The organism is Mycobacterium sp. E2733 (genome assembly GCF_001667585.1).
Taxonomy (GTDB): Bacteria; Actinomycetota; Actinomycetes; order Mycobacteriales; family Mycobacteriaceae; genus Mycobacterium.
This window is the reverse complement of record NZ_LZJZ01000083.1, coordinates 289,021-308,186: the sequence shown is the minus strand read 5'-3', so window position 1 is coordinate 308,186 and position 19,166 is coordinate 289,021. Positions and strand designations below refer to the sequence as shown.

The following is a 19,166-nucleotide window of genomic DNA, read 5'->3' as shown; positions in this document are numbered from 1 at the left end:
AACGCTAAGGCGTTTTGAGGAAGACGTCGTTGAGCGTGACGGTGCGCAGGTTGCGATCCCTGATGGTGTCCACGAGCTGCGGGTAGACGTGCGTCACGGGCAGGTGATTGAGGTGTCCGATGACGATGGCCTGCGGCGTGAAGTACTGATCGGCCATCTGCACGATGTATTCCTCGGTGATCAACGTCGAATCCGACAGCGACCCCGACCATAACGTCGGAACGGTGTAGCCCAGGTCGGCGGCGACGGCGTCTACGACGGCGTTGCGCTTCGCGTACGGCGGACGCCAGTACGGCTTTGCGCCGATGCCGTACGTCTTCTTCAGGAATTCGTCGTTGCGGCTGAGCTGTTGCGCGACTTGCTCTTTGGACAGCGTTGTCAGGTCCGGGTGTGACCACGTGTGGTTGCCGAGTTGAATCTGTCCGCTGTCGACCAATGGCCGCAGCATCTCCTTGTTCTCGGTCCAGGAGTCGTAGGTGCCGTTGACGAAGTAGGTCAGGCGCACGCCGGTGTCTTTGGCGAACTGCGTGTACGCGCGCACCACCTCGCTGTTGACGCCGTCGTCGACGGTCAGCGCGAGCAGGTCACCCTCGCCGGGGATCTTCATCAGCGCACCCCCGCCGGGCAGCGGGATGCGGGCGCCGGGCGGCGGCGGCGGCAACAGGGCCGACGGGGCGGTCGGACCCGAGGTCGCCACGCCGGAAGGCGCCGGCGCCTGGGCGAACGTTCGCGGCTGCGGGTCCACGATGAGCCGGGCCGCACCCACGCCGGCGACGACAGACGCGGCGAGCGAACCGAGGAACTGACGGCGATTCATCGCGGGCAGGCGAAGGCCTGGAGCAAACGCCGGACGGGGCGACCTGGACTGGGCGCGGTGTTGGCTGCGCCGCGGCGCGCTCCGAGCCGACCCCCGGAGGGGCCGCCCGTCGTACACAAAATCGCCAGCCATCAGCAGCGAACCGTACCACTACCAGCAACATTATGTCGGATGCGTTACGGGAGGGTCAGCTGTGAATTTCGTGATCAGTGTGGTTGCCCGCCGCCGCGTTGGGGTAGCTGCACCGGCTCGGCGGCCGGTGTCCCCAGCGTCGAGGCCAGCCACGGCAGCGCCGCCTCAAACGCTCCGGCTGCAAACGGCCAGTCATGCTTGCCCGGCTGACTGACCACGGCGCAGTTAATGCCGTTGGCGCTGGCCGCGGCGCACAACGCGTTGGCGGCGGCGTCCTGGCCTTCCGGATTGGCGGCCGGGTCGGTGCTGGGAGCGCTCGCGGTGGGGTTGGCTTCCTCGGCGACGTTGCGCGGCTCCGACGACCCCGGAACGTCGAACCAGCCCGACAAGCCGGTATAGCGACCATGCCGCGCGATCACGGTGAGCGGGTCGAACGAGGCCCAGGCGGTGTGGTCGCCGCCGAACAGCTTGGCGATCGTCTGATCCTTGGGGCCGACGTTCGGGCTGCGGTCACCGGCGATGTCCACGAACGCGGCGAACAGCTCCGGATGCATGACGGCCAGGTCGACCGCGCAGGTACCGCCCATCGACCATCCGGCGACACCCCAGTTGGCCCGGTCGGCGCTGACGCCGAAGTTCGACACCATGAACGGCACGACGTCTTTGGACAGGTGATCGGCCGCGTTGCCCCGGGGGCCGTTGACGCACTCGGTGTCGTTGTCGAACGAACCCGTGGGATCGACGAACACCAGCACCGGGGAGAAGCCGTGATGCGCGGCGGCGAAGTTGTCGATGGCGGTGAAAGCGCCACCAGGGCCGAGCCAGTCGGCCGGGGTGTTGAATGCCGAGCTGATCATCATGACCGCCGGCAGCCGGGGCGGCGGATTGCTGTTGAACCATGCGGGCGGCAGATAGACCAATTCCCGGCGGTGGCGAAAGTGGGAGGCGTTGTCGTCGATGTCCACCGGCACCACCACGCCCTTGGTCGGCCTGGTCCCGGCGACCTGCATCTCGGTGACCCGCAGCCGGTCGATCTGATCCGGCAACGGCACCGAGGTCAGTTGGTTCCACGCGGCCAGCGCCGTCGGGAAGTAGCCCACCCAGCCGTTCAACGCCATCCCCGCGCACAAGACGCACAGCGGTATGGCCACCACGGCCGCCCCGCGACGCCACCAGCGGGCGCCCCGCCAGCCCACCAGGAAGACCGCGGCGGCCAGGCCGCTCATCGCGATCCACAGCCACAGCGTCGCCGGCGCCGGGTCCCCGGCCACGCCGAGCGACGTGATGTACCAATACGCGAGGGCGGTCACCGCGGCGGCCGCGATCACGGCCACCGGCAGCACACGCTTGAGCCAGCGCGCCGCGCGCCACTGGATCGCGATGATCAGCACCAGCAGCGTCAGTCCCTGCACGGTCGGCGGAAACCAGCCGTGCAGCAGGGACAGCCGTCCGAAGAATTGGTCCAACGGTCGTTGCCTTTGCTGAGTCGATCGCTGCGCGGGACGGACCCGTGGTCTTTTCGAACGCAGGGGGTCGCAACAACTATCCCACACCCACCCCACCCGTCCGCCTGTCCGCGTGGCGTGTGGGCGTGGTGATCTAGGCGGCCGTGACGCTGGTGAACGCGCGCAGGCGCAGGCTGTTGGCGACCACGAAAACGCTGGAAAAGGCCATCGCGGCGCCCGCGAGCATCGGGTTGAGCATGCCGAGCGCGGCGAGGGGGATCGCGGCGATGTTGTAGCCGAACGCCCAGACCAGGTTGGCCCTGATCGTGGTCAGCGTGCGCCGGGACAGCCGGATCGCGTCGACGACGGCGCGCAGGTCCCCGCGGGTGACGGTGAGGTCGGCGGCTTCGATCGCGACGTCGGTGCCGGTGCCCATCGCCACCCCGAGATCGGCGGTGGCCAGGGCAGCGGCGTCGTTGACGCCGTCACCGACCATCGCGACGACCTTGCCTTCGGACTGCAACCGCTGGATCGCGGCGACCTTGTCGGCGGGCAGCGTTTCGGAGATGACCTGCGTGATACCCACCTGGCCGGCGATCTGATTCGCGACGGTCCCGTTGTCGCCGGTCAGCAGGATCGGAGTCAGCCCCAGCCGCTTGAACTGCCGCACCGCTTCGGCGCTGGTCGGTTTGACGGTGTCGGCTACCACCAGGACGCCGCGGGCCCGGCCGCCCCAGCCGACGGCGACCGCCGTTTTGCCCTCGCCCTCGGCGCGGGCCTTGCCCGCCGACAGCGCGGCGTCCAGCGGCTGGCCCCGGTCGGCCAGCAGACGCGCCCGCCCAACGATCACGGCGTGGCCGCCGACCTCTCCCAGCACGCCGTTGCCTTCCAGGTTGGCGAAGCGCTCGGCGGCGGGTAGGGCGCCCAGCTGGGCTCGGGCGGCCCTCGCGATGGCCTGCGCGATGGGATGTTCGGACGCATCCTCGAGCGCACCGGCATAGCGCAGCAGCGTTTGGCGGTCGGTCCCCGGCGCGCTGATCACCTCGACGAGGGTCATCTTCCCGGTGGTGACGGTGCCGGTCTTGTCGAGCACGATCGTGTCGACGTTGCGGGTGGACTCCAGGACTTCCGGCCCCTTGATCAGCACGCCCAGCTGAGCCGCGCGGCCGGTGCCGACCAACAGGGCGGTCGGGGTCGCCAGGCCAAGCGCGCACGGGCAGGCGATGATCAGCACCGCGACGGCCGCGGTCAGGGCCGCGGTGAGCGGAAACCCGAGCGCGAGCCATGCACCGAGGGTCACCACAGCGATGCCGATCACGACGGGGACGAACACGCCGGAGATGCGGTCGGCGAGCCGCCGCACCTCGGCCTTGCCCGATTGGGCCTCCTCGACCAGCTTGGCCATGTGCGCCAGCTGCGTGTCGTCGCCGACCCGGGTGGCGCGCACGACGAGACGCCCGCCGGCGTTGACGGTGGCGCCGGTGACGGCGTCGCCCTCGCCGACTTCGACGGGGACGGACTCGCCGGTGAGCATCGAGGCGTCCACGGCGGAGGAACCCGATACCACGATGCCGTCGGTGGCGACCTTCTCTCCGGGCCGGACCACGAAACAGTCACCGACGGCCAGGCCGTCCACGGGGATGCGAGTCTCGGCACCGTCTCGCAGCACCGCGACATCCTTGGCCCCGAGCTCCAGCAGCGCGCGCAGCGCTGCGCCCGCCGTCCGCTTCGAACGCTTCTCGAAGTACCGCCCGGCCAGCACGAACAGGGTCACACCCGCGGCGACTTCGAGGTAGATGTTGCCGGCGCCGTCGGACGGGTGGACGGTCAGCTCGAAGCCGCCGCGCATCCCCGGTTCGCCGGCCGTACCGACGAACAGCGCATACAGCGACCACACGAACGCCGCCAGGGTGCCCATCGAGACGAGGGTGTCCATGGTGGCCGCGCCGTGCTTGAGGTTCGCCCAGGCGGCGGCGTGGATGGGGCGGCCGGCCCACACGACCACCGGTGCGGCCAGGACCAGCGACGCCCATTGCCAATAGCGGAACTGCAACGCAGGAACCATCGCCATGGCGATGACCGGGCCGGCGAGCACGGCCGCGGTGATGAGGCGGGTGCGCAGCGCGCTCAGCTCGTGGCCATCACCCGGCTCAGCCGCCTCAAGGGCCGGCTTCTCCCGACTAGGCGGCAGGGCGGCGGTGTAGCCGGCCTGCTCGACGGCGGCGATCAGCAACCGGGGGTCGTACCCCGCGGGGACCGTGAGCGCGGCCTTTTCGGTGGCGTAGTTGACGGTGGCGGCTACGCCGTCGAGCCGGTTCAGCTTCTTCTCGACCCGGGCGGCGCAGGACGCGCACGTCATCCCCGCGATGTTCAGCTCGATATGGCTCACCGGGGCCGCGCTCATGCCACCAGGACGGCCTCGTAGCCGGCCTCGTCCACCGCGCCGAGGATGGTGGCCGCGTCGATGGGGACGGAACTCGTGACCACCAGCCTGCCCGTGTCGGCGCTGACGTCCACCCGCTCCACGCCCGGGAGGCGGCCGACCTCATCCTTGACGGCCGCCTCGCAGTGGCCACAGCTCATCCCGTCGACCCGGTATTCGCTCGTGGTCATGATCTCCCTTCCTGATACCCCGCTGGGGTATGCCCACCTGCAACGTCCTTGCCCCCCGAGGTATTCCCCCGCCTAGCCGTTGGCGCAACCGGGCGCCAGGAGAGAAACCTGGGTCCGAGCACGGCGACGAGGGCACCATCATTCTGCCTGGTGGAAGCGCCGAGACCGCGGCCGGGACCGACCCGCGCGGGGATCAGACATACCCGACGCCGATATCGACCGAGAGCTGGGTCGCGGTGACCAGCCGGGACTGGTCGGAGGCAAGCCAGGCGACGGCGTCGGCGATGTCCTCCGGCTGGGCGATCCCCTCGGGCAGCAGCGGCTTGTGCAGGCCCCGCAAATGCGGGTAGGTGTCAGCGGCGGCGTGCAGCGCTTCGCGCATGCGTCCGGTACCCATCGGTGTGGACACCGCTCCGGGGTTGAGGCTGTTGACGCGGATGTTGTGCCGGCCGAGCTCGGCGGCGAACGCGCGGGCCATCCCGACGACCGCGTGCTTGCTCGCCGTGTAGTGGATCATGAACGACTGCATGTTGATGCCGGCGGCCGACCCGATGAGGATGATCGACCCGCCGCGGCCGCCGTCGATGATGTGCTGAGCGCCGGCCATCACCGTGTTCCAGGTGCCGGTCACGTTCGTGTCGATGGTGTCCCGGAACGCTTCCGCAGTGATCTGATCCCAGGGAGCGGGACTGCAGATCCCGGCGTTGGCGACGATGATGTCGAGGCGGCCGAGTTCGGCCACCGCCCGGTCGACCGCACCCTTGAGTGCGTCGAGGTCACGGATGTCGACGGCTGCGGTGATGACCCGTTTGTCGTTGGCGCTCACCAGTCGTGCCGTCTCGGCCAGGTCCTCGGGTGTCGCCGAGTCATAGGGAACGCTCGGCGGCAGCTGCCCGGCGATGTCGACCGCGATGATGTCGGCGCCTTCGGCGGCCAGGCGCACGGCGTGCGCCCGGCCCTGTCCCCGCGCGGCGCCGGTGATCAGGGCCACCTTTCCCGAAATGGATTGACTCATTGCTTCTTTCGGCTCCTCTCGGCGCGGGCGTCCCGTCGCGGCCGGACGGGGCGGGATGTCTGCTGTTCTGAATTGGACTCGGCGAGCGTAGCGTCGAGCTGACGCTGCCGGACAGCCGAAAGGAAAGATCATGACCGTCACCGTTATCGACGCGGGCCCGCGGCAGGTAAGCCGGTCGGTCGAAGTGGCGGCACCCGCCGCCGAGCTGTACGCGATGGCCGCCGACCCCCGGCGACACAGCGAACTGGACGGGTCGGGCACCGTGCGTGACAACATCAAGGCGCCCGCGGAACTGACTGTGGGGTCCAAGTTTTCGACCAAGATGAAGATGTATGGCGTGCCGTACCGCATCACCAGCACGGTGACCGCCCTGAAACCGGACGAACTCGTCGAATGGCGTCACCCGGTGGGGCACCGTTGGCGGTGGCAATTCGAGGCGCTCTCGCCGACCCGAACGCGGGTCACCGAAACGTTCGACTATCACGACGCCGGCGCGGTCAAGAACGCGCTGAAGTACTACGAGTTGATGGGTGCGACCAAGGCCAATGCCGCCGGCATCGAAGCGACGCTGGCCAAGCTGCGTGATCGCTACGCGGAGCGATGACGCCCCATCGCTGAACGGGAGCGGCGCGCCAATCGTGGTTGCTCTGTGAACGAAATCGAGTCGCTCGCCACGGTAGCGACACCGCACCCCTTGGCGGGGCCGCTGACCCGGTCGGGACAGCTCGTCGGCCGTTACGGACTGATCATCGTTTTGGCCTGGATCGGGTTCGGGAAGTACGTGAAGATGGAATCCCGCGTGCTCATCGAACACAGCCCGCTGCTGAGCTGGATCTATGACGTGTTCAGCGTGGCAACCGTCGCGCGCGGCCTGGGAACGATGGAAATCGTTGCCGCTCTTCTCATCGCGCTTCGTCCCGCGTGGCCGCGCGCATCCGCGGCCGGCAGCGCGATGGCCGTGGTGCTCTTCCTGGGAACGCTGAGCTTCCTCTTCACCACACCGGGGGTGGTCGCGACGCATGCCGGCGGTCTCCCTGTGCTGTCGGCGCTGCCGGGCCAGTTTCTGCTCAAGGATCTGGTGCTGATCGGGGTCGCGCTGTGGACGCTCGGCGATTCGCTCGCCGCCGGCAGCGCCATGTTCGCCAGGCAACGCCCTGGCACGTAAACGAAAACCCGAAAAGCGTTCTCGTGCCTGACTGGGAGCGTCCGTTACGTTCGGATGCCCTGCTGAGATCGTTCCGACCATCGTGATGTGATCAAACGGTTGATTACATCACTGCGCGTGATTAGGCTCTGCAGCAACTGGTGATTGGGCCAAGGCGGTAGCGCGGTATGCACCGCCACCAGACGGTTACGGGCCCTGAGCCGTGCAGTCAGGAGGGCGGATGATCAACGGCGTGTTCGACCCGTCCCGCTACCGCTGGAAGGCGGTGACCGGACGGCCCGGCTCGAAGTACAAGATCCAGCACGACTACACGATCCTCGGCTACGACCGTGACGTCCCCACCCTCGACATGGTCGTACGGTGGCAAGGTGACGGCGGCCACTGTCCGATCCACCGCCACGCCGCGGTTACCAGCGTCATCGTCCTGGACGGCGAGCAACACCTATGGGACGTCGAAGAAGACGGGTCGCTCAGCAACCACCGGTTCCGCCGAGCCGGTGACTACGCCCTGACCGGAAACGACCAAAAGCCACACCTTGAGCGGGGTGGGGCAACCGGCGGCCTGGTCTACTTCGGCGCGCGACCGGACTCGCCGACGGGCCTGCTGTACGAGATCTACGACGCCGACATGAACGTCGTCGCCCAGATCACCATCGACTCGCTGGTCGCCGACTTCGACGCCGAGCAGGTCCCCGCGTGAGGCGGTGGGCTCCCACGCGATCACCGCTGAGCGCAAGTGGCGCTACAGATTGATCCCGAGGTCGCGGCAGCACTGGCCGTGCTGGCACCCGCGACGCCTGCCGAACGGCCTCCGGTCGGCGACATCGCAACCCGAAGGGTGACCGCCCGCCAGATGTTCGAGCGCGCGGCCGCTTTCCTCCCAGCGGTCGGGGGCATCGAAGTAAGGCGATACACGATGCGCACAGACGACGGCGCGACGATCCCGCTGACCTGGTATCGGCGCGCCGGCGCGCAGCGACCGGGCAGTGCGGCGCTTTATCTGCACGGCGGCGGGATGATCCTCGGCCTCGATGAATTGGGCACGTTGTACGACACGGCGGTGTCCCACTACGTCGCCGCTTCCGGGGTGCCGATACTGGTCGCGGACTACCGCATCGCGCCCGAACACCCTCACCCGGCTCCGGTCAACGACTGCTATGCGGCGCTGCTATGGCTGGCCGACCACGCGGCGGAACTGGAGGTCGACCCGGCGCGACTGGCCGTCGTGGGCGACAGCGCCGGCGGAGGGCTCGCCGCCGCCGTGTGCCTGCTGGCGCGCGATCGCGCCGGACCGCCGATCGCCGCGCAACTGCTGTTCTATCCGATGCTCGACGACCGCACCACCGCGTCCGACCCGGCCCTGGAGCAGCTCGCGACGTGGACCTACGACGACAACCGCACGGGCTGGGAGGCGTTGTTTGGTACGCGCCACGGTGAGCCTGAGGTAAGCGAATACGCTGCACCAGCACGGGCCGCCGACCTGTCTCGCCTGCCCCCGGCCTACGTCGACGTCGGGGACCTCGACATCTTCCGGGACGAAGTCATCGAGTACGCGCGCCGGTTGGCGGGTGCCGGCGTGCCAACGGAGATGCACGTGCATCCGGGCTGTCCGCATGCGTTCGAATGGCTTGCGCCGCAAGCAAAAGTCTCGCAGCGGGCCATCTCCGACCGAGTCCGCCGCCTGCGCTCGGTGTAGCGTCCGGCGCGAGGGCTACCCCGGTCCCTCGAGGAGGCGCTTGACGACCTTGCCGGTGGGATTGCGGGGCAACGCATCGACGAAGCGCACGTCGCGCGGCACCTTGAAGCGTGCGAGCCGTTGCCGCACATGGTTTTTGACTTCAGATTCGGTCAGAGTGGCCCCGCGGTGCAGCACGATGACACTGCGCAGCCGCTGTCCATACTGGTCGTCGGCCACAGCGACAACCGCGGCCTCACGGATGGCGGGATGGGAGGCCAGTACATCCTCGACCTCCGCGGGAAAGACATTCTCGGCGCCGGAGACGATCATGTCGTCCTCGCGACCGTCGACGAACAGTCTGCCGCCGGCGTCGAAATGGCCGATGTCGCCGGTGGCCAGCAGGCCGTCGAGGGATTCCTTATTGCCGCCGCCGGTGTAGCCGTCGAACGCAATGTCATTGCCGACGAAGATCCTGCCCCGTGACCCGTCCGGTACGGATTGGCCACGGTTGTCGTAGAGCTTGACGGCGGCGCCGGGCACCACCCGGCCGACGCAGCCGGGCTCGACCGCCAGATCCACCGGTGTGGCGAGCGTGGCGTAGGCGACCTCGGTGGACCCGTACATGTTGTAGACGACTGGGCCGAAAACGTTCATGGCCTCCTGGCGCAGCGCGGCGCCAAGCTGCGAGCCTGCGACGAACACGATCCGCAGCGCAGAAAGATCCTTGCTCGAGAAGGCCTGCGGCCCTTGGTCGATGAGTCGACGCAGCATGATCGGAACCACGATCATCGCCGTCGCGCGGTTTTCGGCGGCGCTTCGCAGGGTCCGGCCCGCGTCGAAGCGGCGGCGGACGATGAGGGTGGAACCCATCAGTAGAGAGAGCATCAGATGCCCGAAGCCCAGCGCGTGAAACAGCGGAACGCAGCACTCGGTGGCTTCACCCGCCCGAAACGGCGCCTTGCTCAACAGGCCTCCCGCCGGCAGCAGTGATCGCGGCTCAGTGCGGGGGGCTCCCTTCGGGGTCCCCGTGGTTCCGCTGGTTAAAATGACCAGCCGGGCTCTGGTTGCCGAGGGCGGCGGTGGTGACGCATCGCCGTGCTCGATCAGGCCGTCGAGGCTCTCCGCCGTCGGCGATTCGTTCCACGCAATGACACACCCCAGCCGCATGTCTATCCCCGTGACCGCATCCAGGTACTCGGCGTCGTGCACCAGCAGGTCGACGCCCTCCCGCGCCAATACTTCCCGCAGCTGGTCGGGGCCAAAGTCGGTGTTGAGGAACACGATTCGTGCCCCGCATTTGGCAGCGGCGAACAGCGCGTCGACGAAGCCACGGTGATTGCGGGTCAGAATGGCCACGCCGTCACCGCCGCGCAGCCCGCGTTCACGCCACACATTGGCCAGCGCGTTGGAGCGGCTGTCCAGCTCGGCGAAGCTCAGCGCGCCGCGTTCGTCGATCAGCGCGGCCCGATCGCCGAAACGCAGGGCCGCAGTGCGCACCGCCCCGCCCGTCGGTCCGTAGTCGCGCATGGCCCGGGACATTTCGGGCAGTCGGCGCAGCGGCATCGGCCGCAACGCTCCGGCACGGCCGACCTGATAGAGGGCCCAGGTCTCCTTTCGGATACGTGCCAGAGCGCCGGCGACGCGGCTCGCCGGCCTCACTGCGCCGGGGCGTGCGCGGCTCCGGCGCCGGTGTAGTCGACCTGCCAGTGCTTGATGCCGTTGAGCCATCCCGATCGCAGCCGCTCCGGCGGCGCCAGCGGTCGCAGATTGGGCATCTGGTCGGCGATGGCATTGAAGATGAGATTGATGGTCATCCGCGCTAGGTTCGCGCCGATGCAGTAGTGCGCACCCGTGCCGCCAAAGCCCAACTGCGGGTTGGGGCTTCGCATAACGTTGAATGTGTAGGGGTCATCGAAAACCTCGTCGTCAAAGTTGGCCGAGCGATAGAACAGCACCACTCGCTGGCCCTTCTTGATCTGCACGCCGGAAAGCTCGGTGTCCTCGAGCGCCGTGCGCTGAAATGCCGTTATGGGAGTTGCCCAGCGCACAATCTCATCTGCCGCTGTCTCGGGCCGCAGGCGCTTGTACACGTCCCACTGGTCCGGAAACTCGCTGAACGCCATCATGCCCTGGGTAATGGAGTGACGCGTCGTCTCATTTCCGGCCACTGCCAGCGTGAGAACGAAGAAGCCGAATTCAGCTTCCGACAGCTTCTCCCCGTCAATGTCTGCCTGCACCAGTGTGGTGACAATGTCGTCGCTCGGATCCTTCGTCTTGATGTCGGCCATCTCCATGGCGTAGGTCAGCACGTGAACTGACGACGCTTGGCCGTCGCTGTCGGCATACTCAGGGTCCTCGCTGCCGGTCATCTCGTCCGCCCACCGGAACAATTTCGTACGGTCCTCCAACGGCACACCGAGCAGCCCGGCGATTGCCTGCAGCGGCAGGTCGTGGGCCACTTGCTCGACGAAGTCCCCGGACCCTTGAGCCGCTGCGGCTTTCACGATGGCCCTTGCGCGCTCGTTGAGTTCGTCGCGCAAGCGTCCGACGGCTCGCGGGGTGAAGGCGCGGGAGATGATCTTGCGTAGCCGGGTGTGGTGGGGAGCATCCATGTTCAGAATGGACGCGCGCGCCGCGTCGATGTTCTCTCGCTCCACGTCATCCGGGTATCGCGGGAGGGCGGTGTTCTCGTGGGTGGAGAAGATGTCGTTGCGCAGCGAAACCTCTCTGACGTCTTTGTGTTTGGTCACCACCCAAAAGCCGCCGTCGTTGAATCCGCCCTTGCCGATCGGCTGCTCGTTCCACCAGATCGGCGCCGTCCGTCGCAGCGCGGCGAGTTCGTCGACTGGGAGACGCTGCGCGTAGATGTCCGGATCGGTGAAATCGAAACCGGGGGGAATGTTCGGATCGGCCATCTGTGGCTTCCTTCGTATAGCGGCAGCGGATTCGGTTGATACGGCCGACGATGTCAACGGCGCCGCGCGGCTTAGCGCTTGGCGTCGGGCGCGAACAGTGTTCCTCGGATCAGTTGTCTGGCCGCGCTGAGCGTGGCGCGGTAGGCGGGTGGCGTCAGGTGGGCCGCCTGTTCGGTCAGGCCGCGGGTCAACGCGTAGATCGCGTCGATGGTTCCTGCGGCATCGATGCCGGCGGCCAACGCACCCTGCGCGCGGGCGTCTTCGATGATGTCGCTGATGATGCCCCGCAAGGGTTTGAACCCGGTGCGGTCGGGGTCTCCGCTGCGCAGGTACGCGGCGCTTTCGGCGCGGATGGCGCGTTCGAACGCGGCCAGGTAGGGATATTCGCGCATCAACCGGTCGGACTCGTCGAGCACCGCTTCGAGGCGGTCGACGACGCCCCCGTCACGGGCGGCGGCCTCGCCGAGCCGCGGGAACACCAGTTCCTCGATTTCTTTGACCGTCGCCTTAAGTAGTTCCGCCTTATTAGGGAAGTAGTGATACAGGCTCCCACTGGTCATGCCGGCGGCACGGGCGATCTCACGGATGCTTGCCTGTGCGTATCCGGCCTCGGCCACGCAGCGCATGGTTGCGGTGATGATCCGCCGACGCGTTTCCTCGCCGTTGGCACCCACCGGCCGGCCGAGCTGTGACGACGCGACGGTCATGATCGGGGTTCCCCGGAGCCCCCAGAGACGGAAAACTCCGCTAGCTGATTTGGCTCGACGTACATCGCCTGCACTTCCTCTGGCGCATCGCGCCCAAACTATTAATCGATCAGTTGATTATATCACTGGCGCCGGGCTGCCGGGTAGTGCTCGATCCACTGACCGGCGCCTCGACCGCAGGCAATACTTTCTCGGTGAGCAGGTGCAGGCTTGCCCAGGCTTCTTCGAGCGGCAGCCCGCCGATGAGGGGGTTCATCACGACTTCCCTTCTGCCATCGGCGATCTGACTGAGCAGCTGCTCGGGGGAGAGGATCTCCACGATGTTGCGCCTGCGCACGTCTTCGACCGATTGCGCCGCCACGTCGTGGGGACGGGTGACGCCCGGACGTTTCCACCGGCTGTATTCCCTCACTTCGTTGATGATGCAGTGTCCGTAGGTGCTCCACATGGCGTCTGGGTCGCAGCTCAACAACGTCACGGTGCTGCCGTTCTCCGGGCGGTAGACAAAACCGCGGCGGCCGCGTTTTTGGAGTTCTTCGGTGTAAACCGCTTCCACGTCGGGCATGGCCATGGGCGGCGCGAACGGTAACCCGAAGCGCGCCGCGCGCCGCGCAGCAGCAGCGCTCATGCCGCCGATGAAAAAGAACGGCCGAGGGCGGGTGTGTGGCTTGGGGGTGACATTGACGGTTCGCCCGTTGTACTCGAAAGGATCGTCGCCCCACGCGTCGAGCAGCACCTCGATGCAGCGATCCATCAACTCGCCGCGCCGCGTCCAGTCTTTGCCGACCGCCGCGTATTCCTCGGGCCGATAACCCATGCCCGCAACGAAACTGAATCTGCCGTTGGAAATGTTGTCCAGTACCGCGATGTCTTCAGCCAGCCGCACCGGGTCGTAGAGAGTGATCAGCAGGGCGTTGATGCTGATGCGCACCCGAGTGGTCCGGCCCGCCAGGGCGGCGGCCATGATCAGCGGCGAGGGCAGCCACCCGGTTGCCGCCAGATGATGTTCCTCGCAACTGATACCGGTGAAGCCGTGTTGGTCAGCGTATGCGGCCATATCCAGGGCGGCCTGGTAGCGATCCCCGTGCCGTCCCGCGGGATCGGCGACGTTGGTCATGTTGAAGCGCAATGCGGTCATCAAACCCATGGATCACTCTTTCAGTGGTCATTCGACGGCAGCACCTCCGGCGGAAGGGCGCAACGCCAATCGCAACGCCGGCGCCGTCACAACATATTAAGCGATCGATTGTTTAATTATCAGCGTGCCGACAACCTGCTCGCACAAGTGTGCGCGCCACCTAATATGGCCTACAGTCGCACAGCGCTCCGCCGGCCGGCTGACGCTCCGGCCGATGACCGTGTTGCAATCCAGGAGGAGTGGCTGACGAGAATTGGCTGGAGACATGATCACGACGACAAATCAGCTGGGCCGTCCTGTCGGCGCAAGCGGCGAGCGGACGCGTCAGCGCATCATCGCCGCCACGATGCGGTGTGTGGCCGAGAGGGGTTATTCGCGGGCAACGATTCGCGAAATCGCGCGAACGGCCAACGTCACCAGTGCCAGCCTCTACAACTACTTCCCGAACAAGACCGAGCTGATCAACGCGGCCATCGCGGCGAGGACCGAAGTCGCGCTGCCCCGGTTGCGCCGGGCCGCCGAACAGCCGGGGAGCGCGGTGGACCGGATAGAGGCCGTCTTGGATGAGTCCAGTCGGCTGATGCGTGAGTATCCCGACCTGGCGGCTTTCGAGTGGGCGATCCGCGCCCAGGGGGCCGTCGGCCTTTCGCCGGCGACCGGTGGCGATACCGAACTGCACGCACTGCGCGAAATCATCGAGGGCGTGATCCACGATGCGTATCGCCACCGGCGCTCGGGCGGCCGCGCGCAGGCACGAGCCACCGTCGACGCGATCTATGCGCTGCTGTATGGCCTGACCGAACTGGCCGCAACGGCCTCGCCCAAGGCGTACCAGCGTGCACTTTCGGCGGCGAAGCCGCTGATCAGAGGCGCACTGTTCTCGACGGGTCGCGCACCTCGGCGTTGAGCCGAGCGATCACGGGCGCGGGGAGGGACGATTGATATGATCAATCGATTGATTATATGCTCGCGGTGTACGCCTGACGCGTACGTGCCCTGGGCGACGCGGTTCGCCCAGCGAGCCGGCAGAAGGGGTCGTAGATGGTGACGACAACGGACGGTCTGCCATTCGACGAAGAGGCGTTACGACGAAAGTACGACCGGGAGCGGCGGCGACGGCTACGGCCTGACGGCATCCAACAATACGTAGAAGTGGCGGGCCGGTTCGCTTCCTTCGCCGAGGATCCATGGGCCGATCCGCACCGGACCCGCGAGCCGCTTACCGACACGGTCGACGTGGCGGTCATCGGAGCCGGCTTCGGCGGGCTGCTGACCGGTGCACGGTTGCGCGAACAGGGCGTGGACAGTGTGCGACTGATCGACAAGGCGGCCGACGTCGGCGGCACCTGGTATTGGAATCGCTACCCGGGGATAGCTTGTGACGTCGAGTCGTACGTGTACATGCCTCTACTCGAGGAGCTCGGCTACATCCCAACCGAGAAGTACGCCAAGGGTGCGGAGATCTTCGCGCACTGCCAGCGCATCGCCGAGCACTATGACCTCTACCGCGACGCATGCCTGCAGACCGAGGTGCGGGAGATCCGTTGGGAACCCGAGGATTCTGTGTGGGTCATCACCACCGATCTCGGCGACGCCATGCGGGCCAAGTTCATCTCGATGGCTAACGGCTACTTGAACAAGCCGAAGCTGCCCGGCATACCGGGAATCGCGTCATTTCGCGGCCACATGTTCCACACCAGCCGCTGGGATTACGCTTTCACCGGCAACGATCTTGAACATCTGGCCGACAAGCGCGTCGGCATCATCGGCACCGGCGCTACGGCGATCCAGTGTGTGCCACACCTGGCACGAAAGAGTCGGCACCTCAGCGTCTTTCAGCGCACGCCCTCGTCGGTCAATGTGCGGGCGGATGCGCCGACCGACCCGCAGTGGGTGCAAACCCTGTCACCCGGCTGGCAGCAGCGCCGCATCGAAAACTTCCAGATTCTCACCGCCGGAGGCTATGCCGATGAAGACCTGGTCGCAGACGCCTGGACCAGTATCACGCGCAAGCTGCCGGTGATGCGCCACGACGCCGGCAATGGGTCCGACCCACTGCAGCGGGTCCGCGAAGTTGAACTGGCCGACTTCGCCCAGATGGAAGAGATCCGTGCCCGCGTGGATGCCCTCGTGGCCGACCGCGCGACCGCTGAGGCGCTCAAGCCGTGGTATGGCTACTTCTGCAAACGGCCCTGCTTTCACGACGAATACCTACAGGCCTTCAACCGCGACAATGTCACTCTCGTCGACACCCACGGCCGCGGGGTCGAGCGCATCACCGAGGCCGGCGTCGTCGTCGACGGAATCGAATACGAGTTGGACTGTTTGATCTTCGCCACCGGGTTCGAGGTGGGCACCGACTACAGCCGCCGCACCGGCTTCGAAGTGATCGGGCGGGACGGCCTCACGCTGACGGATGCCTGGCGCGACGGGATCCGAACCTTCCACGGCCTCAGCGTGCACGGCTTCCCGAACTGTTTCATCGAAAGCATCGCGCAGTCCGGACTCACCGTGAATTTCCCTTACCTCCTTGACGTGCAGGCCCGCCATGTCGCCTGGATCATCGCCCGCGGCCTCGAGCAAGGCGTCACCGAGATCGAGGCGTCCCGCGACGCCGAGGCCGCGTGGGTTGACACCGTGCTGGCCCGCTCCGCTCTCACCGCCGAGCGGGCGAAGACCTGCACTCCCGGTTATTACAATCGGGAGGGGCAGGCCGACGTCAAAACCCGGCAGGGCAGCTTTTTCTTCGGGACCCCAACGGAATACGCCGACATCCTCGCGGAATGGCGTGCTGGCGGTGCGCTGGAGGGACTGGTTTTGCGAACCCACCAGGTCGCACCGTGACGAGCCGCGCGGCCAGTCGCCGGTATTCGCTTGGTCGGCTGCGGGCGGCGACACGCCGGCGCGCCCAGCCCAGAGTCGCGATCATCGGGGCGGGTTTCGGCGGTATAGCCGCGGCAGTCGCGCTACGCCGGGCCGGCATCGACGATCTGGTGATCATCGAGGGCGGCGACGGCGTCGGCGGGACGTGGCGGCGCAACACCTATCCCGGCGCCGCGTGCGACGTGCAAAGCCACCTGTACTCGTTCTCGTTCGCGCCCAACAAATCCTGGAGCCGCACCTACGCGCGCCAGCCCGAGATCTTGGCCTACCTCGAATCTGTGGCCGACGACTTCGACCTGCGCGGCCACCTGACCTTGCGGACTTACGTACGGCACGCGCGATGGGACGAGGGCAGTGGGCAGTGGGAATTGCAGCTGCAGCAAGCGAATAGCGACACCGTCACCACCATGCGGGCCGACGTGGTGGTCAGCGCTGTCGGCCTGTTCGGCGCTCCCAGGCTGCCAGACATCGAGGGCCTCACCGGCTACCGCGGCCACTTGATGCACACGTCGGCGTGGGATCCGGGCGTGGACCTGGCCGGCCGGAAGGTCGCGGTGATCGGCACGGGCGCCAGCGCCGTGCAGGTGGTCCCGGAACTCGCTCGAATCGCCTCGGGTGTAACCGTGTTTCAGCGAACGCCGCCCTGGATGGTTCCCAAGGATGACCGTCCGTTCAGTGACAGGGAACTGGCAAGGTTTCGCCGACAGCCGTGGGCGGCTCGCAGGGAACGGTGGCGAATCTGGAAGCAGTTCCACGACTTTGCCGGAAACGCAGTCGAAGACCCACAGGTGGCACATCGCTCACGGGTCGCGACATCGTTCCTGGAGCGCACTGTCGCCGACGAGCGGCTGCGCCGGGCGCTGACGCCCGACTATCCATTCCGCTGCAAGCGGGTGCTACTCGGCGATGACTACTATCTGGCGCTACAAAAGGACCAGGTCGATCTGGTAACCGAACCGATCGCACGCGTAACCGAGACGGCGATCGCGACTGTCAGCGGCAAAATGGTGGACGCCGACGCCATCGTGTGCGCGACCGGGTTCCAGACCAGCCGCTATCTCGCCGGGATCGAGGTGATCGGACGGGGCGGCCAAAGCCTGCACGAGCGGTGGGGTGATGACCCGAGCGCCTACCTGGGCGTCGCGGTGAGCGGCTTCCCGAACTTCTTCATGCTCTACGGCCCCAACACCAACCAGGGTGGCAACTCGATCGTCTACATCCTGGAGGCCGGTGCGCGTCTGGTTGCCAGCGCGGTCAGCCGGGTGGCGCGCAGGGGTGGCTACATCGACGTCCGGCCGGAAGCCGAAAAGCGCTATAACGACCAGCTTTCCGCGGACCTGGAGCGCACCATCTGGACCCGGTGCGACAGCTACTTCCGTTCACCCACCGGACGCATCGTCACCCAGTGGCCTTACACCGAGCTGGAGTACGCCCGCCGGACCTGGCGGCTCCGGCCGCGAGACTGGCTAGTGGCCCAGGCCGAAGTCGATGACCCCGCGGATCAGGCGGCCGCCCACCAGGTCGGCGTAGGCGTCGTTGATGTCGTCGAGCCGGTAGCGCTTGGTGATCATCTCGTCGAGGAGTAGCTGACCGGACTCGTACAGCGTGGCCAGCAGCGCGATGTCGCTCTTGGGATTGCACGAGCCGAACACCGTGCCGCACAACGTCTTGTTCATCAGGATGAAGTCCTGCAGCGCGACGTCGATCGATGCCGTCGCGGGCGCCGGCAGCCCGGTCAGCACGCACGTGCCGCCCTTGCGGGTGAGCGCCAGCGCCGTCCCGACGTCGGCCTCGCCGATCATGGCGGGGGAGACCACGACCGCATCCGCCATCACGCCGCGGGTCAGGTCGCGCACCAGCTCGAGCGCGTCGGTCGCCGTCGCGGCGGCGTGCGTCGCACCGAAAGCCATTGCGGAGCTGCGCTTGAAGTCGCTCACGTCGACCGCGACGATCCGCGCGGCGCCGCTGATGCGGGCGCCCTGAACCGCCGCGGTTCCGATTCCGCCGGTGCCGATCACCACCACCGTGTCACCGCCCCGTACCCCGGCGCGGCGGGCCGCCGACCCGTACCCTGTGGGCACCGCGCACGCCAGCAGCGCGGCGGGCACCAGCGGAAAGACCGGGTCGATCTTGACCAGCGAATTCGCCGCCACCACAGTGTGTTCGGCGAACGCGCCGATCTTGGACACGTGGCCGAGGTCTCGGCCGTCGACGGTGTGATGGCGGAAGGTGCCGTCGGTCGGCATGCCCGGCGCCAGGGTCCCGGCCCCCTTGTCGCAGAGGTACTCCATCCCCGAGGCGCACCAGCGGCATTGGCCGCAGACCGCGACGAAGGACGTCACCACGTGGTCGCCCGGCGCGAAACCGGCTACACCGTCCCCGACCTCGATGACCACGCCGGAGCCCTCGTGTCCGCCGATCGTCGGCGACATGGCGGGTAATCCGAGGGCGCGCAACGTTTCCGGCGGCGCGGCCAGCTTCCCCTGCCGGATGTGCTCGTCGGAGTGGCAGAGTCCGGTGGCGGCCAGGCGCACCAACACCTCGCCCGCCTTCGGCGAGTCCAGCTCGAATTCCTCGACGGTCCACGGACCGCCGTATTCGTAGACGATGGCCGCGCGGCTTCGCATCGACTCGTGCACCTTTCTGCCGGGCAATTCG

General features: G+C 67.2%; 17 protein-coding genes. 7 read left to right on the top strand and 10 right to left on the bottom strand.

From position 1 onward, the window contains the following. Window positions 1–4: 4 nt before the first annotated feature. From A5678_RS14880 to A5678_RS14860, 5 genes are all read right to left on the bottom strand, one after another. Window positions 5–817, bottom strand: a complete 813-nt coding sequence (locus A5678_RS14880) for a polysaccharide deacetylase family protein (RefSeq protein WP_068043536.1) — start codon at window positions 815–817, stop codon at window positions 5–7. 206 nt (window positions 818–1,023) lie between these two features. Then, window positions 1,024–2,415 carry an alpha/beta hydrolase family protein gene (locus tag A5678_RS14875; protein ID WP_068043534.1) on the bottom strand — a complete coding sequence of 464 codons (1,392 nt, stop codon included), beginning with the start codon at window positions 2,413–2,415 and terminating at the stop codon, window positions 1,024–1,026. A 133-nt stretch (window positions 2,416–2,548) separates the two neighbouring features. After that, the gene (locus tag A5678_RS14870; RefSeq protein ID WP_068043532.1) at window positions 2,549–4,798 is read right to left on the bottom strand and encodes a cation-translocating P-type ATPase; all 2,250 of its coding nucleotides are present in this window, start codon (window positions 4,796–4,798) and stop codon (window positions 2,549–2,551) included. Then, the gene (locus A5678_RS14865; RefSeq protein WP_068043530.1) at window positions 4,795–5,007 is read right to left on the bottom strand and encodes a heavy-metal-associated domain-containing protein; all 213 of its coding nucleotides are present in this window, start codon (window positions 5,005–5,007) and stop codon (window positions 4,795–4,797) included. The genes A5678_RS14870 and A5678_RS14865 overlap by 4 nt, the downstream gene beginning before the upstream one ends. Window positions 5,008–5,200: 193 nt before the next feature. Then, entirely contained in the window at window positions 5,201–6,022 is an 822-nt protein-coding gene (locus tag A5678_RS14860) for a mycofactocin-coupled SDR family oxidoreductase (RefSeq protein ID WP_068043528.1), read from the bottom strand. 130 nt (window positions 6,023–6,152) lie between these two features. Between A5678_RS14860 and A5678_RS14855 the strand changes: the two genes are divergently transcribed. The 4 genes from A5678_RS14855 (at window position 6,153) to A5678_RS14840 (ending at window position 8,883) form a co-directional block, all read left to right on the top strand. After that, window positions 6,153–6,626: an SRPBCC family protein gene (locus A5678_RS14855; protein WP_068043526.1), complete on the top strand. Its 474-nt coding sequence runs from the start codon at window positions 6,153–6,155 to the stop codon at window positions 6,624–6,626. 54 nt (window positions 6,627–6,680) lie between these two features. Further along, on the top strand, window positions 6,681–7,187 hold the full coding sequence (locus tag A5678_RS14850; protein ID WP_231983675.1) for a DUF417 family protein: 507 nt from the start codon (window positions 6,681–6,683) through the stop codon (window positions 7,185–7,187). 220 nt (window positions 7,188–7,407) lie between these two features. Then, window positions 7,408–7,887 carry a hypothetical protein gene (locus A5678_RS14845; RefSeq protein ID WP_068043525.1) on the top strand — a complete coding sequence of 160 codons (480 nt, stop codon included), beginning with the start codon at window positions 7,408–7,410 and terminating at the stop codon, window positions 7,885–7,887. A gap of 36 nt (window positions 7,888–7,923) precedes the next feature. Further along, a complete protein-coding gene (locus tag A5678_RS14840; RefSeq protein ID WP_068043523.1) occupies window positions 7,924–8,883 on the top strand; it encodes an alpha/beta hydrolase in 960 nt (319 codons plus the stop codon). Between the two features lie 15 nt (window positions 8,884–8,898). Here A5678_RS14840 and A5678_RS14835 read toward each other — a convergent pair whose 3' ends face one another. The 4 genes from A5678_RS14835 to A5678_RS14820 form a co-directional block, all read right to left on the bottom strand. Continuing rightward, window positions 8,899–10,428: an AMP-binding protein gene (locus A5678_RS14835; RefSeq protein WP_231983670.1), complete on the bottom strand. Its 1,530-nt coding sequence runs from the start codon at window positions 10,426–10,428 to the stop codon at window positions 8,899–8,901. 92 nt (window positions 10,429–10,520) lie between these two features. Continuing rightward, a complete protein-coding gene (locus A5678_RS14830; protein ID WP_068043519.1) occupies window positions 10,521–11,780 on the bottom strand; it encodes a cytochrome P450 in 1,260 nt (419 codons plus the stop codon). Between the two features lie 71 nt (window positions 11,781–11,851). Further along, window positions 11,852–12,487, bottom strand: a complete 636-nt coding sequence (locus A5678_RS14825) for a TetR/AcrR family transcriptional regulator (RefSeq protein ID WP_068043517.1) — start codon at window positions 12,485–12,487, stop codon at window positions 11,852–11,854. A 109-nt stretch (window positions 12,488–12,596) separates the two neighbouring features. Continuing rightward, a complete protein-coding gene (locus A5678_RS14820; protein WP_068043515.1) occupies window positions 12,597–13,634 on the bottom strand; it encodes an LLM class flavin-dependent oxidoreductase in 1,038 nt (345 codons plus the stop codon). Window positions 13,635–13,890: 256 nt separating this feature from the next. Between A5678_RS14820 and A5678_RS14815 the strand changes: the two genes are divergently transcribed. The 3 genes from A5678_RS14815 (at window position 13,891) to A5678_RS26555 (ending at window position 18,094) form a co-directional block, all read left to right on the top strand. Continuing rightward, window positions 13,891–14,532, top strand: a complete 642-nt coding sequence (locus A5678_RS14815; RefSeq protein ID WP_068043513.1) for a TetR/AcrR family transcriptional regulator — start codon at window positions 13,891–13,893, stop codon at window positions 14,530–14,532. A 134-nt stretch (window positions 14,533–14,666) separates the two neighbouring features. Beyond that, window positions 14,667–16,469: an NAD(P)/FAD-dependent oxidoreductase gene (locus A5678_RS14810; RefSeq protein WP_197502143.1), complete on the top strand. Its 1,803-nt coding sequence runs from the start codon at window positions 14,667–14,669 to the stop codon at window positions 16,467–16,469. Next, window positions 16,466–18,094, top strand: coding sequence for an NAD(P)/FAD-dependent oxidoreductase (locus A5678_RS26555; protein ID WP_082945567.1), 1,629 nt, complete (start codon window positions 16,466–16,468; stop codon window positions 18,092–18,094). Before A5678_RS14810 ends, A5678_RS26555 begins: the two co-directional genes overlap by 4 nt. Here the strand turns inward: A5678_RS26555 and A5678_RS14800 are convergent. Beyond that, window positions 17,975–19,135, bottom strand: a complete 1,161-nt coding sequence (locus tag A5678_RS14800; RefSeq protein ID WP_068043639.1) for a Zn-dependent alcohol dehydrogenase — start codon at window positions 19,133–19,135, stop codon at window positions 17,975–17,977. The genes A5678_RS26555 and A5678_RS14800 overlap by 120 nt on opposite strands. Window positions 19,136–19,166: the final 31 nt, after the last annotated feature.

Coding starts and splice junctions, on each gene's coding strand:
- A5678_RS14880 (WP_068043536.1), bottom strand. CDS start 817: ATGAATCGCCGTCAGTTCCTCGGTTCGCTCGCCGCGTCTGTCGTCGCC.
- A5678_RS14870 (WP_068043532.1), bottom strand. CDS start 4,798: ATGAGCGCGGCCCCGGTGAGCCATATCGAGCTGAACATCGCGGGGATG.
- A5678_RS14865 (WP_068043530.1), bottom strand. CDS start 5,007: ATGACCACGAGCGAATACCGGGTCGACGGGATGAGCTGTGGCCACTGC.
- A5678_RS14860 (WP_068043528.1), bottom strand. CDS start 6,022: ATGAGTCAATCCATTTCGGGAAAGGTGGCCCTGATCACCGGCGCCGCG.
- A5678_RS14855 (WP_068043526.1), top strand. CDS start 6,153: ATGACCGTCACCGTTATCGACGCGGGCCCGCGGCAGGTAAGCCGGTCG.
- A5678_RS14845 (WP_068043525.1), top strand. CDS start 7,408: ATGATCAACGGCGTGTTCGACCCGTCCCGCTACCGCTGGAAGGCGGTG.
- A5678_RS14835 (WP_231983670.1), bottom strand. CDS start 10,428: ATGCCGCTGCGCCGACTGCCCGAAATGTCCCGGGCCATGCGCGACTAC.
- A5678_RS14830 (WP_068043519.1), bottom strand. CDS start 11,780: ATGGCCGATCCGAACATTCCCCCCGGTTTCGATTTCACCGATCCGGAC.
- A5678_RS14825 (WP_068043517.1), bottom strand. CDS start 12,487: ATGACCGTCGCGTCGTCACAGCTCGGCCGGCCGGTGGGTGCCAACGGC.
- A5678_RS14820 (WP_068043515.1), bottom strand. CDS start 13,634: ATGGGTTTGATGACCGCATTGCGCTTCAACATGACCAACGTCGCCGAT.
- A5678_RS14815 (WP_068043513.1), top strand. CDS start 13,891: ATGATCACGACGACAAATCAGCTGGGCCGTCCTGTCGGCGCAAGCGGC.
- A5678_RS14810 (WP_197502143.1), top strand. CDS start 14,667: ATGGTGACGACAACGGACGGTCTGCCATTCGACGAAGAGGCGTTACGA.
- A5678_RS14800 (WP_068043639.1), bottom strand. CDS start 19,135: ATGCGAAGCCGCGCGGCCATCGTCTACGAATACGGCGGTCCGTGGACC.